This window comes from Kiritimatiellia bacterium, from assembly GCA_025054615.1.
GTDB lineage: Bacteria > Verrucomicrobiota > Kiritimatiellia > CAIVKH01 > CAIVKH01 > JANWZO01.
This window is the reverse complement of sequence record JANWZO010000012.1, coordinates 39,290-52,619: the sequence shown is the minus strand read 5'-3', so window position 1 is coordinate 52,619 and position 13,330 is coordinate 39,290. Positions and strand designations below refer to the sequence as shown.

Annotated in this window: 15 protein-coding genes; 12 read left to right on the top strand and 3 right to left on the bottom strand. The window is 60.8% G+C overall.

Translation table 11 applies throughout. The features are described 5' to 3' along the window. Positions 1-18: 18 nt before the first annotated feature. Positions 19-1,104, bottom strand: coding sequence for a COX15/CtaA family protein (locus NZ740_07015; GenBank protein MCS6771763.1), 1,086 nt, complete (start codon positions 1,102-1,104; stop codon positions 19-21). A gap of 120 nt (positions 1,105-1,224) precedes the next feature. Between NZ740_07015 and NZ740_07010 the strand changes: the two genes are divergently transcribed. The 11 genes from NZ740_07010 to NZ740_06960 all read left to right on the top strand — a co-directional run bounded on the left by NZ740_07010 (position 1,225) and on the right by NZ740_06960 (position 11,302). After that, complete coding sequence (locus NZ740_07010) at positions 1,225-2,220, top strand: efflux RND transporter periplasmic adaptor subunit (protein MCS6771762.1); 996 nt, start codon at positions 1,225-1,227, stop codon at positions 2,218-2,220. Beyond that, positions 2,220-5,426 carry an efflux RND transporter permease subunit gene (locus NZ740_07005; protein MCS6771761.1) on the top strand — a complete coding sequence of 1,069 codons (3,207 nt, stop codon included), beginning with the start codon at positions 2,220-2,222 and terminating at the stop codon, positions 5,424-5,426. Before NZ740_07010 ends, NZ740_07005 begins: the two co-directional genes overlap by 1 nt. Then, positions 5,423-5,713 carry a hypothetical protein gene (locus NZ740_07000; GenBank protein MCS6771760.1) on the top strand — a complete coding sequence of 97 codons (291 nt, stop codon included), beginning with the start codon at positions 5,423-5,425 and terminating at the stop codon, positions 5,711-5,713. The genes NZ740_07005 and NZ740_07000 overlap by 4 nt, the downstream gene beginning before the upstream one ends. A gap of 30 nt (positions 5,714-5,743) precedes the next feature. Beyond that, positions 5,744-5,887 (top strand): hypothetical protein, encoded by a 144-nt coding sequence (locus NZ740_06995; protein ID MCS6771759.1) that lies wholly within the window; start codon positions 5,744-5,746, stop codon positions 5,885-5,887. Positions 5,888-5,943: 56 nt separating this feature from the next. Next, positions 5,944-6,249, top strand: coding sequence for a hypothetical protein (locus NZ740_06990; GenBank protein MCS6771758.1), 306 nt, complete (start codon positions 5,944-5,946; stop codon positions 6,247-6,249). A gap of 178 nt (positions 6,250-6,427) precedes the next feature. After that, entirely contained in the window at positions 6,428-6,898 is a 471-nt protein-coding gene (locus NZ740_06985; protein MCS6771757.1) for a bifunctional nuclease family protein, read from the top strand. 41 nt (positions 6,899-6,939) lie between these two features. Further along, a complete protein-coding gene (gene galE / locus NZ740_06980; protein MCS6771756.1) occupies positions 6,940-7,911 on the top strand; it encodes a UDP-glucose 4-epimerase GalE in 972 nt (323 codons plus the stop codon). Beyond that, the gene (locus NZ740_06975) at positions 7,901-9,139 is read left to right on the top strand and encodes a CinA family nicotinamide mononucleotide deamidase-related protein (protein ID MCS6771755.1); all 1,239 of its coding nucleotides are present in this window, start codon (positions 7,901-7,903) and stop codon (positions 9,137-9,139) included. The genes galE and NZ740_06975 overlap by 11 nt, the downstream gene beginning before the upstream one ends. Before the next feature lie 4 nt (positions 9,140-9,143). Further along, positions 9,144-9,737, top strand: coding sequence for an RNA 2',3'-cyclic phosphodiesterase (gene thpR, locus NZ740_06970; protein ID MCS6771754.1), 594 nt, complete (start codon positions 9,144-9,146; stop codon positions 9,735-9,737). A gap of 2 nt (positions 9,738-9,739) precedes the next feature. Further along, positions 9,740-10,801 carry a recombinase RecA gene (recA, locus tag NZ740_06965; GenBank protein ID MCS6771753.1) on the top strand — a complete coding sequence of 354 codons (1,062 nt, stop codon included), beginning with the start codon at positions 9,740-9,742 and terminating at the stop codon, positions 10,799-10,801. A 69-nt stretch (positions 10,802-10,870) separates the two neighbouring features. Then, positions 10,871-11,302, top strand: coding sequence for a glycine zipper domain-containing protein (locus NZ740_06960; protein ID MCS6771752.1), 432 nt, complete (start codon positions 10,871-10,873; stop codon positions 11,300-11,302). A 229-nt stretch (positions 11,303-11,531) separates the two neighbouring features. Here the strand turns inward: NZ740_06960 and trxA are convergent, their stop codons facing one another. Then, positions 11,532-11,864 carry a thioredoxin gene (gene trxA / locus NZ740_06955; GenBank protein ID MCS6771751.1) on the bottom strand — a complete coding sequence of 111 codons (333 nt, stop codon included), beginning with the start codon at positions 11,862-11,864 and terminating at the stop codon, positions 11,532-11,534. 49 nt (positions 11,865-11,913) lie between these two features. Further along, entirely contained in the window at positions 11,914-12,699 is a 786-nt protein-coding gene (locus NZ740_06950; protein MCS6771750.1) for a hypothetical protein, read from the bottom strand. A 112-nt stretch (positions 12,700-12,811) separates the two neighbouring features. Between NZ740_06950 and NZ740_06945 the strand changes: the two genes are divergently transcribed. Further along, positions 12,812-13,327, top strand: a complete 516-nt coding sequence (locus tag NZ740_06945; protein MCS6771749.1) for a hypothetical protein — start codon at positions 12,812-12,814, stop codon at positions 13,325-13,327. The last annotated feature ends 3 nt before the right edge of the window (positions 13,328-13,330 follow it).

Here is a 13,330-nt window from a genome sequence, read left to right as displayed (position 1 = left end):
CGCGGCTCTCAAGAAGCCTTACGCCGTTGTGTGGCGGCTGGCAGGCGTCGCGTAGATCAGCGTGACGGCCGCCAGGAGCAGCAGGGCGGCATTCACCTGGTGGGAGACGCCGAGCCAAATGGGAACTTTCAATAGGAGTGTCCCGACGCCTAGCAGAAACTGCAGCACGGTCAGCAGCAAAACAGCGGTGGCCGCGCGGCGCGCGAGCGTGTTGGGCGCCAGATGTCGACGACCCGCAAGCCACAGGCCGATGGCGAATGCCAACACCAGCCATCCAAGAGCGCGGTGGATCCATTGGACAGTCACGGCATTTTCGAACAGATTCAAAAAGCCCGAATTCATGGACCACATCCCGGGCGGGAAGACGCGGCCCATCATCAGCGGAAACGTGTTGTACATGTAGCCTGCGTTCAGTCCCGCGGTCAGCGCGCCGTAGAAGATCTGGAGGATGAGCAGGGCGGCGAAGCCGCGCGCCAACCCCTGAAGGGGCCGCCGTTCCGTCCTTGTGAAGCGAGGGCGAGGTTTCGCGAGATCCAAACGGATCCACCACAGAAACGAGAGAAGGAACAGCGCGAGTCCCAAATGGATCGCGAGGCGAAGCGGACTCACATAAGGGTTCTGATCCAGCCCGCTTTTCACCATCCACCACCCGACGAAGCCCTGAAGGCCACCGAGCGCGAGTCCCAGAAGCAGCAGCGCCGCCAGCCGCCCTCGGACAGCGCCGCGGGCGATGAACCAGATCAGAGGCAGTGCGTAAACCAATCCGATCAGTCGGCCCAGCAGGCGGTGCAAATATTCCCAAAAAAAGATCACCTTGAATTCGGCCAGCGTCATCCCTTTTTTGATCAGTTGGTACTCTGGGTAAGCGCGATATTGATCGAAGCGCATTTGCCATTCCGCCTCAGAGCGCGGAGGGATCACGCCAAGAATAGGCTCCCAGGTCACCATCGAGAGGCCGGATTCCGTCAAGCGCGTGATGCCGCCCACCAGTACCATCAACAGAATCATCGCGCACACGACATCCAACCAGCGAATCACGGGGCGACAGGGGTCGTTCATGAGTCGATATGTACGCCGAATGATGCGGATTGCAAGCGGCGGCACAGAGGATGTCCCTCACTGGGTAGCAGGGTGTGAAATCTCGGTGCCTACCGGGGAACCTGAGCTTGTAGTTCAGGCTCTAACTGCCAGGTTCAACTACGGATCTTTCCTCTTGGAGGTTCCATGAAACAAGTCGTGATCATCCTGGTCGCAGCGGGCATCTGGGTGGGCTGCGGCCGTAACAAGATTCAGCCGGGCTACGTCCATCGCGAGGAAGGTCGCCCGCTGCCGGCGGGCGTACCAGTCGTGACCGTGGGCGTGGAGCAGGTGCGCTCCCGGATTGACGTCGTGGGGACGGTTAGCGCGGCGGAGCGCGTCAAGGTTGCGGCGAGAATTCAGGCGCAGGTCTCGGAAGTTCGCGCATCCGCGGGGCAGCGGGTCGAACGGGGGCAGGTGCTGCTCGTGCTGGATGATCGGGAGATCAGGGAGCAACTGACGGCGGCGGAGGCGCAGCTCAGGCAGGCGGAGGCAGACTATGACCGGACCCGACGCCTGTTCGAGGCTCGGACCGCAAGTGAGCAAGAACTGACCGCGGCCGAAAGCGCGTATCGCTCTGCGAGGGCCCAGGTGGACCGCATCCGCGTTATGCTCTCCTACACGGAAATTCGCTCGCCCTTGACAGGCGTTGTCATCGAGCGGCACGTGGAAGTGGGCGACCTTGCCTCGCCCGGGCAGGAATTAATGGCGTTGTATGACCCGACTCGGATGCGACTGGAAGCGGCCGCTCCAGTCAGATTGATTCGGTTTCTTTCGCTCGGTGCGTCCGTTCCCGTCAGTGTTGAGCATCCGCCCCTCTCCTTGTCCGGCGTCGTGGCAGAGATTGTCGGGGAAATCGATCCTCGGAGCCGCACGCAGATCGTGCGTGTTGACCTGCAACGGCCGGAAGCGGATCTGCTACCCGGTGCGTTTGGCCGACTTTGGGTGGAGACGGAGCCGCGGCTGGCTATTTTCGCGCCCGCTTCGTCGGTACGTCGCGTTGGCCAGCTCGAGACGGTTGGGCTGGTGCGCGGGGACCGTGTCGTCGACCGCCTCGTCCGGACAGGACCGTCCGTCGGAGGGCGGGTGGAGATTCTCGCGGGGCTGGCGGATGGGGATGTGATTTTGGCGGAGGCCCGGTGATGAATGGGTCCCATTCAGGTGTCGCCCGCCTGATCGAGGCGTTTCTTCGCGGGAATCTTTCGATCCTTCTGATGTTGGTTGCGCTGGCGGCGGGCGCAATCGCCCTGCTGGCGACGCCGCGGGAGGAGGAGCCGCAAATCGTCGTGCCGCTAGCGGACATCTTTGTGCAGTATCCTGGCGGCAGTGCGGAGGAAGTGGAGCGGCTGGTCGCGTCCCGGCTAGAGCGGATGCTCTATCAGATCGATGGAGTCGAGTACGTCTACTCGATGTCCATGCCCGGGCAGGCGATCATCACGGTTCGATTTTTTGTCGGCGAGGACCGTGAGGAAAGCCTGATCAAACTCTACAACAAGGTTTTCCAAAACGTCGACAAGGTGACGCCCGGCATAACCGGCTGGGTTATTAAGCCGGTCGAGGTCGATGACGTTCCCGTGGTGAATGTTACGCTGACCAGCCGCAGGTACGACACGTTCGAGCTCTATCGTATCGCGGAGGAGGTTGTCGCCCGTCTGCAACACATCGAGAACACCGCCGCGATCACGATCCACGGCGGAGAAAAGCGCGTGGTGACCGTCCAACTCGATGCGAACCGCCTGGCCGCGTATGGAATGTCGCCGGGAGAGGTGGCGGCGGCGATTCAAGCGTCGAACGCCCAGTTGGAGAGCGGCTCGTTCGACCAGGCGGGCGTGTCGGTGAAGGTGTCTGCGGGGCCATTCCTCAAAGACGCGCGCGAGGTGGCCGATTTGCTCGTGGGGCTGCACGATGGCCGACCGGTATATCTGCGCGACGTTGCCGAAGTGCTCGACGGCCCGGCCGAATTGAAGACCTATTCCCGTTTCGGCTTCGGTCCCGCGGCTTCGGCCGGCCAATCAGCAGCCGAGCCGCAGCCCGCCGTGACGATCGCCGTCGCCAAGAAGAAGGGCAGCAATGCGGTCCACGTCACGCGGGAGGTCCGAGCGATGATCGAATCGCTGCGCGGCGTGATCATCCCGCATGAAGTGGAGGCCGTCGTGACTCGGGACTATGGGCAAACGGCGAATGAAAAGGTCAATAGCCTGGTCACGAGCCTCGGCGAAGCGGTGATTACGGTGATCGTGCTCATTGCGCTGATCATGAACTGGCGGGTGGGCTTGATTGTCGCGCTGGCGGTTCCGATCACGTATTCATTGACGCTCCTCGTCAACTACCTCGCGGGATATACGATCAACCGGGTTACCTTGTTCGCGCTCATCCTGGCGCTCGGCCTTCTGGTCGACGATCCGATCGTCGCGGTCGAGAACATTTATCGCCACCTCAAGCTCGGCAAGCAGCGCCGCGATGAGGCGATCCTCACGGCGATGAACGAGGTCATGCCCCCGCTGATTCTCGCGACACTGGCCGTGATGGTCGCCTTTGTGCCCATGTTTTTCATCACGGGAATGATGGGTCCATACATGCGGCCAATGGCGCTGAATGTGCCGCTGGCGATGCTTAGCTCGATGATCGTCTCGCTCATGATCACGCCGTGGGTTTCCAAGGTGATGCTCAAAGGCGCGGACTTCGCCTCGCACGACGAAACGTCCGGGGATGTGACCCGTTCTCCCGTGTATCGGGTTTACTCCCGGCTCGTGCGACCGTTCATCGAATCGCGGAGGAAGGCGAGGCGGATGCTCACTGTGGTCGCGCTGTTGTTTGTCGGCTCGGTGGCGCTCGCGCTGGGGGTCGTACCGCTGAAAATGTTGCCGTTCGACAACAAAAACGAACTGCAGTTGGTCGTCGATATGCCGGAGGGGACGCCGCTGGAGACGACCGACGCAGTCGTCCGAGATCTTGAGGCGTTTCTGCGCACCGTCCCCGAGGTGCAAAATTTCACGTCGATTAGCGGAGGCGCCAGCCCGATGGATTTCAACGGACTGGTCCGCCACTATTACCTTCGGCAGGGCCCGCATGTCGCCGACATTCGCATCAACCTCGCGCATCGAAAGCAGCGCAAGATGAACAGCCATGCGATCGCTCTGCGCATCCGTCCCGATGTGGAGCGCATTGCGGCCAAATGGGGCGCGTCGGTCAAGATTGTCGAAGTCCCGCCCGGTCCGCCGGTCCTGGCGACGATTGTGGCCGAAATTTACGGACGCCCGCATCACCGCTACGCGGAGCTGATCGCCGCTGCGGAAATCGTCAAGAAGCGGATGCGGGAAGAGCGCGGCGTGGTGGATGTCGACGACTACGTCGAGGCCGACCAGCCCAAAGTGGTCTACCGACTGGACCGCGACAAGGCCGCCCGAAACGGCGTATCCGTGGAGGCTGCCGCGCGAACGCTCCGCATCGCGCTGGGCGGATACGATGCCGGTGTCCTGCACGCGCCGGGCGAACAGAACGAGACGCCAATCCGCCTGCAACTTCCGCGAGCCCTGCGGTCGGATGTCGAGCGTCTCAAGACGATTCCGGTCAAAGGTCAGGGAGGGAATCTGGTCCAGCTCGGCGAGATCGGTTCGTTTGAAACCACGGTGGAGGACAAGACCATTTTTCACAAGAATCTTGAGCGCGTCGTCTATGTGACGGCGGACACAGCGGGCCGCGGGCCGGCTTATCCAGTGCTGGCCCTCAAGAGCTGGTTCAAGAAACACCCGCTGCCGGATGGCATTCGGGTTGAATGGGCGGGCGAGGGCGAATGGAAGATCACGGTCGATGTGTTCCGCGATTTGGGGCTCGCCTTCGCCGCCGCTCTGCTGGGGATTTACGTCCTGCTGGTTTACGAGACGAGGTCCTATGCGCTGCCCGGGGTGATCATGCTTTCGATTCCACTGACGATGATCGGCATAATGCCGGGCTTTTGGTTGCTGAATGTTTTGGTCAACCGGCCGGTCGCCGGCTATCCCGACCCCGTGTTTTTCACGGCCACGGCCATGATCGGGATGATCGCACTGGCTGGCATCGTGGTGCGAAACGGCATCATCCTGATTGACTTCATCCGCCTGCAGGTCGAGCGCGGGCGCCCGATTGCCGATGCCATTTTGGAGTCGGGCGCCGTTCGCCTGCGCCCGATTGTGTTGACCGCGGGGACCACGTTGCTTGGGGCGTGGCCGATCACCCTGGACCCGATTTTCAGCGGGTTGGCCTGGTCGCTGATCTTCGGATTGTTTGTGTCGACCCTGTTCACCCTCGTGGTGATCCCGGTGGTTTATTATCTGATCTATGGCAATCGTCCTGCGGAGGTGGCAGCATGAAGATGCTCATCGTGATTGGACCCCACTCGCGCGAGCGCGACATTCGGGATGCGCTGGGCAGGCACGGCGCGAAAGCGTTCACGGAAGTGCCTGAGGTGATGGGTGCAGGTGCGACCGGCGCGCATTTTGGCACTCCCGCATTTCCCGGCCGTCAGACGCTGATTTTCAGCGTTCTTACCGAGGAACAGCTGGCATCCGCCCTTGCGGGGCTCACGGCGCTCCGCGGGCAACTCTATCCGGACGAGCGCCTGCATGCCTTTACCGTACCAGCCGAAGCGGTGCTGTGAGCGATGACGCCCTCCATCACCAGAACAATCGTGGGCGCGCTAGTCGGCGCGGCGATCGGATATGCGATCTACCGGTGGGTCGGTTGCAAAACCGGCGCGTGCCCGATCACGGCAAATCCCTGGGTTTCGATGCTGGTCTATGGCATGCTGGGTGCTCTTGTGGCCGGCAAATGATTCAACGCCGCGGGCTGGCTCGCTGTCGAACAAATCGTAACAAAGAAGGAGCGAAGATGAATCCGTGGATCTGGATGTGTTTGCTCTGCGCGGCGGCTTTCGCGGCAAGAGCCGGAGAGGTGGGATCTTCGGAGTCCAAGGGTGCAAAGCCGTATCCTTTTACCTTTTGCGTTGTGTCGGGCGAAAAGCTCGATCCGTACGCCGAGCCCTATATGGCCGACTATGAAGGCCAACAATTCAGATTCTGCTGCAAGGATTGCCTAGCGGATTTTCGGCGGGACCCGCTGCCCATTGTCGAAAAGTTCAACAAATTGTTACAGGAGACCGGCGGCGGGGAATCCCGGGAATCGAAAGATAAATAAACCGCGAAGATTCAGTGGGTTCCCGCGCGGAACCGATCTATCAAGAGACCGAATCAACTCTCCATGACGGCAGGCAGCGGCCGCTGTATAATTTGAGCGATGGATGCCTTGCTGTCAGCGGCGATGATCATAGGGATTTTCTATATGGTTCTCTACGTCACGAGGGACTTGTAGGGCGATGGCGGAAGAAATCGCGGTCCAGATTCGCGGTCTGCTCTCCGTTCCCGATGGCGTCGGCGTCCTCCTGACGAACTCGGAGAAGACGATTGCCATTTTTGTGGATGAATATGTGGGCGGCGCAATCGCCATGGCACTGAACAAAAAGAAAACGCCACGGCCGCTGACCCACGAGCTGATCGGCAATATCTTCGCGGGGCTCGGCGTGCGCGTCCAAAAGGTGGTGGTCAACGACCTGAAGGATGACACTTTTTTCGCGCGCCTCTTCTTGCTGCAGGAGAACGAACTCGGCAAAAGTCTGGTTGAAATCGATGCGCGGCCGAGCGATTCAATTGCGCTTGCGGTGCAGCATGGCAGCCCCATCTATGTGGCCCGCCACGTGTGGGAGGCTGCGCGCGACATGAGCTGGGCGGTCGAACAGATCGAATCCAAGGAAGATAAAAACGAGGACGACGCCTCTCCGGACACCTGAATTTTCTCGTCAGCGGCTCGCCCCGCCTTAATATGGAACTCATGAAAGTCTTCGTGACGGGCGGAGGCGGTTACATCGGGAGCGTCGCCGCCGAGCTTCTTCTGGACCGAGGGCACGAGGTCGTCGTGTTCGATAATTTCGAGCGGGGGCATCGCGACGCGGTGGACCCGCGCGCCCGGCTGATCGAGGGCGATTTGCGGAATCGCGAGGACATCGTCGCCGCCATGCGGGCCGCGAAACCGGACGCGGTGATGCATTTTGCGGCCTACGCGTTGGTCGGGGAATCGATGGAAAACCCGATGTTGTATTTCCGCAACAATGTCCTCGGCGGTATCAATCTCGCGGACGCCATGAAGGCGGCCGACGTGCGTACAATCATCTTCTCGTCTACCTGCGCGACCTATGGAATTCCTGAGAAGATTCCGATGACCGAGGACTTGCCTCAGCGTCCGACCAATCCCTACGGCGAATCGAAGCTCCTGTTCGAGAAAATTCTCCGATGGCGCGATGAGCGGGAGGGCACGCGATCGGTCTTCCTCCGCTATTTCAATGCGGCGGGAGCGACCGAAAAATTCGGCGAACACCACGACCCGGAAACCCATCTGATTCCCAACGTGCTGTTTGTCGCGATGGGGCGGGCTTCATCCGTCAAAATTTTTGGCGACGATTATGAGACGCCGGATGGCACCTGCATTCGGGATTACATCCACATCGTCGACCTTGCTGAGGCGCATATTCTCGCGCTCGAAAAAGATGTGCGGGGCGCCTTCAATTTGGGGAACGGGGACGGGTATTCGGTCAAACAGGTCATCGACGCGGCGCGCGAGGTCACGGGGCGCCCGATCCATTCCGAAATCGCACCGCGCCGGCCCGGCGACCCACCTCGGCTCATTGCGGATTCCTCGAAAGCCCGGACCGTTCTGGGCTGGAAGCCGCGTTATCCCGACCTGCGGACGATCGTCGAACACGCTTGGAAATGGCACCTGGCGCATCCCCGAGGTTATGCGCGCTGAGGTGTTCGCCGAGCTCATTTGCACGGGCTCCGAACTGCTGTCCGGCAGAACTGTCAATACGCATGTCGCCACGCTGGCCACCGCGCTGGAGCCGCTGGGCATTCCGCTGGTGCGTGAGACGACGGTGCCGGACGACCGAGCGGCGATCCGCGACGCCATCGAACAAGCACTTGCGCGTTCGCCCATTGTAATCACCAGCGGCGGGTTGGGCCCGACCAGCGATGACCTAACGCGCGACGTGGCCGCCGAAATTGCCGGCACAGCCGTGGTGATGCATGAGCCGACGCGAGAAAAGTTGCGCAAACGGTTCGAGGCCGCCGGTCGAGTATTCACGGACATCGCCGCGAGGCACGCGCTGATCGTGCAGGGCGCAACCGTGCTCGAAAACGAGGTCGGCTTTTGCCCGGGGGAATTGATTGAAATTCGCGGGCGGCGACTGTATTTGACGCCCGGCCCCCCAGCGGAATTCCGCGCCGTAGTCGAAAACGGCATCCTGCCCACGCTTCGCGCCCTTGCGGGTACGCCGCCGGTTCGCCGCATTTTCATGACCTGTTGCATCGGCGAATCGGAAATTCTGCGGTTGCTTCCCGAATCAGAGTTTCCGGGCCCCGGAATCGACATCGCCTACTGCGCGCGGCCGGGCCGCGTAGAAATCCGCCTTTCGGCGCCGCCTAACCGCGAGGAGGCCCTGGATCGGGCCGCTGCCCGCGCGCGTGAAACCCTTGCTCCGTGGATATACGCGGAGCGGCCCTGCAACCTCGAGGAGGCGCTCGTCGATCTCTTGAGATCATTAGGTCGTACAGTCGCAATTGCCGAGTCGTGCACGGGCGGATTGATTGGACACCTCTTCACGGAGGTTCCCGGCAGCTCCCACGTTTTTCTTGGGGGCGTGGTCGCGTATTCGAACGAATCGAAAACCCGGGATCTGGGGGTGCCACCGCAAGTGCTCGACGCGCACGGTGCGGTCAGCGCCGAAACCGCCCGCGCGATGGCGCTCGGCGTCCGAGCGCGATTCGGCTCGAATTATGGCCTGGCGGTCACCGGCATCGCCGGCCCCTCCGGCGGTTCCCCGCAAAAGCCCGTAGGTCTCGTGTACATGTGCGCGACCGACGGATCGCGTTTCGAGGAGCGACAACGAAAATTTTCGGGCGTTCGCAGTGTCATTAAGCAGTTATCCGCTCAATGGGCGATGGACGCGTTGAGGCGTCTGGTCCTGCAGGGAGCCTAAACCGATGGAGCGGGTTACGCCGGCACCGGATGAGGTGTGGCGAACATTCATCGCGATCGATGTACCGGCCGAGCTGCATCCACTGATCGCGCGGCTGCAAGAGAAACTCCGCCGGACGGGAGTGCGTGTCAGTTGCCCGAAACCGGAACACAGCCATGTGACGATGGTTTTTCTAGGGGACACCTTTGTCGCTCGGATACCCCAGATCGTGCGTGTGATAGAGGCGGCGGCGGAGGGTGTTCGCCCGTTCCCCTGCAGGCTCGCTGGCGTGGGCATTTTCGGGCCGCCGCGTGCTCCTCGGGTGGTCTGGCTGGGAGTGGAACCCTCCGAACCGCTGGCAAGCCTGCGGGAAGAGATCGCAAAGGGTGTGGCCTCCCTTGGATTTCCCCTCGAATCCCGGCCATTCCATCCGCACGTGACGCTGGCGAGGATTCGGTCGACTCAAAACGCCGCCGCGTTGACTTCGTGGGTTGGGTCTGTAGTGTATGACTCGCCAGGGGAGTTCATGGTGGAGCGCGTCTGTTTTTACCGCAGCCAGCCGGATCGCCCCGAGGCGATATATACCTTGTTGCACGCGGCCAAATTGAAAGGAGTGTGACCATGCCGACCAAGGGCGCCAAAGAGCCCGCCAAAGAGGAAAAGAAAATACCAGCCGCGCTCGCTTCGGTCATCGCCCAGATCCAAAAGGAATTCGGCGATGGTGCCATTATGCGGCTCGGCGAGGAGGAAAAAATTGTCGAGGTGCCCGCGATTTCGACCGGGGCGTTGACACTCGATCTAGCCATCGGCGTCGGCGGCGTGCCGCGAGGGCGGATCATTGAAGTCTTTGGCCCGGAGTCGTCGGGAAAGACCACGCTGGTGCTTCACATCATCGCCAACGCGCAAAAGGCGGGCGGATTGGCGGCGTTCATCGATGCAGAACACGCGCTGGATCCCACCTATGCTAAGAAAATCGGGGTAAATCTTGACGAACTCTTGGTGGCGCAACCGGATTCCGGCGAGGAGGCGCTGCAGATCGCCGAGTCGCTGGTCAAAAGCAACTCCCTGGATGTGGTCGTCGTCGACTCGGTGGCCGCGCTTGCGCCGAAGGCGGAGCTGGAGGGCGCGATGGGCGATTCGCATGTCGGTTTGCAGGCCCGCCTGATGTCTCAGGCGCTCCGCAAGCTGACGGGCGCCATCAACAAGTCGAAGTGCTGCTGCATCTTCACCAATCAAATTCGAGAGAAGATTGGCGTGATGTTTGGCAATCCGGAAACAACGCCCGGCGGCCGCGCACTCAAGTTTTATGCGTCGGTCCGACTCGACGTGCGGCGGGTCGGAACCTTGAAAGATCCCAGCGGGAAGGTCTACGGAAGCCGAACGAAGGTCAAGGTGGTCAAAAACAAGGTGGCGCCGCCCTTCGCCGAGGCAGAATTCGATATTCTTTACGCGCATGGCATTTCGTGGACAGGTTCGATCGTGGATGCGGCCATGCAATACGGGCTGCTGGAAAAGCGCGGCTCCTGGCTTTCGCTCGAGGGGCAGCAGCTCGGCCAGGGCCGGGACGCTGTGCGCGACACCCTGGAAAATGATCTCGAGCTGCAGAACAAGCTCATTGAGAAAATCAAGGCGAAGGCAAAAGAAATGCATCTTGCCGCCGCATCCACCGACGGGGACGAATAGCCCAGCACTGTTTGAATAATTTGCCGGTTGCGACGTCTCATGGTTGGAACGATGAAAGGAGTTCTGACCATGAAACGAGTTGCTCTGATCGGATGTGCGGTGGCCCTCGGCGCGGCCGGTTGCGCATCACCTCAATATCAGGCGCGCCGATCGGAGGTGAATTCCGCCCTTACAGGGGCGGTCGTCGGCGGAACGCTCGGCGGAATCATCGGAAACAATGTCGGCGATCGTGAAAATGACGTACTGGGTGCTGCCATCGGAGCTGCAACGGGCGCCTGGCTCGGCCAGCAATATGGCCAGCAACAGGATATGATTCGACACCGGCTAGAGGCGCTGGAATCCGCCCATCAGGCCGAAACCATTATGATCAGCAATTCCAACGGGTCCTTTATGCCCGTCACCCTGACCAAAGTCGGTTACGGCCAATATCGCGGACCGCGGGGCGAAATCTACCCTTCTCGCCCGACCGAAGAACAGTTGCGGGCCGCTTATGGGTTCTGAGGGTGGAAGCTTTTAGATAAGCGCACGGAGATCACAGATTTCAAATTGCGGACAACTTCCGCATGAACAAGGGGCGATGCGCGGGCCGAATTTTTCGGTCGGTAGCATCGCCCCGCAGCGTGTGGCCAGAGGCGCGCTGATTGATGAGAAACGGGAGAGCGCGAGGTTACCCAATCGGACAACCTGATCGGTGAACTCGTTGAAATCTAAACGTAGAACCCGCCTGGGATTAAGAACCCAGAATCGCGTCGAGCTTGGCTTTCAATGCGGATTTGGGCATCGATCCTACCATGTGACCGACAATCTGACCGCCCTTGAACACCAACAGAGTCGGTATTGATCGCACGTTAAATTTCATCGCCAGGTCCGGCGCTTCATCAACGTTGACTTTTGCGATGGTCAGCTTGCCTGCCAGCTCATGAGCCAACTCGTCGAGGATGGGAGCGATCGCTCGACAAGGTCCGCACCATTCAGCCCAAAAATCGACGAGAACCGGAACGGCCGAAGAGGAGACAACGGAGTCCCAGTTGGCAGTGTTCAGATGAATAATTTTCTCTGACATAATTACCCCTGTTTCGCGGACCCCTTGATAAGCTTACGGTCCGGTTGTTTCACACTTTCCCGGGGAACGGCAAGTTGGGAGCGAACGTCTGTGCGGCAAATATGTAGATGACCACGCACAGCACGAGGAACGCGGCAATGGCGACCACGGCGAAAACCGTTCCTGGCGACTCCTCCCCCGCGACCTTGCCCGCTGTCTCCGATGCTGCGGCGGACGCCTCGGCGCGGCTGATCGTGATGGCCTTGCGCGGCGCGGTCTCGGGCCGCACGATTCGGATGGTCTTCGGCCGTGTCGGCGGGCGCCCGCCAACGGTCTCTGGAAGGTCGATTCGCGCGGTCTCGCCTTTTTTGGCCTCGCTGACTGCGCGCTGATCCGGTGGGGTGACCGGCGGCGGTTCGCTCACCGGCTTTTTCACCGTGATCGTTTTGGGGATCGCGGCCGGGGCAGGCGGCGGTGTCGGAATGCCTACGGGAATGGTCGATTTCTTGAAAATGTCTTCGCCAACGCCAGTTGTGGCCTGAGGAGTGGCGCCGCTTTTTTTGATAAACGCGTCGTCCGGAATGGAAATCCGTGTGGTTTCCGGTTTCGGAGGCGACTGCATCGTCACCTCCACCCGCATTGTCTGATTCAGTTTGGGCGGGGCGCCCACTTGAAAGGCCTGCGTATCACCTTTCGACGGTGCTGACTGCGCGGCTTTGGACAGGTCGATTCGGGTTGTCTCGGTCTTGCCTGGGGGACGGGGCGCAGAGGGATCCGATCCCTTTGATCCCATCGTGAGTTTGATTTTTGGGGGAGTCTCTTCCCCTTCGCGCGGGTGTATGGGTTCGCCGGACATGGTATCAACCTCTCTGTAAATAACTCTATGAAAATAGCCATTGCAGGTCAATCTTGGAGGCGGCAATTGGAATCGCACGGTGCGAAGGGTACACTTTGTGGCCGGAAACGCCATGCCCACACGAATCGCAAGGGTCTTGAAGGGTGCAGGCCGGTGGTTGGCTGTCGTGGGACTTGCAGGTGCAGCGGGATGCGGATGGTCCGAAACCACTGATGAGTCCACTCCGCTGGACGGACCAAGCCGCGACTTCACGCAGGGACTGTTGCCCGCGGCTGCTACCGAGGAGGAATTGGTTCGACTCGTGCTGCAACAGCCGGCGCCGGACGGTGGAGAGGGCACGGTTTCCAACTGGATCGACCGCCTTTCCCGTTCGCCGAGCGGGCAACCGTTATTTCCCCGCTGGCACACTCGCCGTCGTGCCGCCACAAGGTTCGAGGTGCGCTACACCTACAAGTGGGTGGGACTGGACAGCCAGATCGTGAATCGCGGCTACATGTGGATGGTTGACACCGCGTTGAACACGGTTTCAGCGCCACAGCCGATCGCCGACGCCGATGCGCCCAAAATTCGATCGCCCGCTGAACAACAGCAGCGGCGGGCGGAGGATCCGGAATACAGCCTGCGGTGAGCT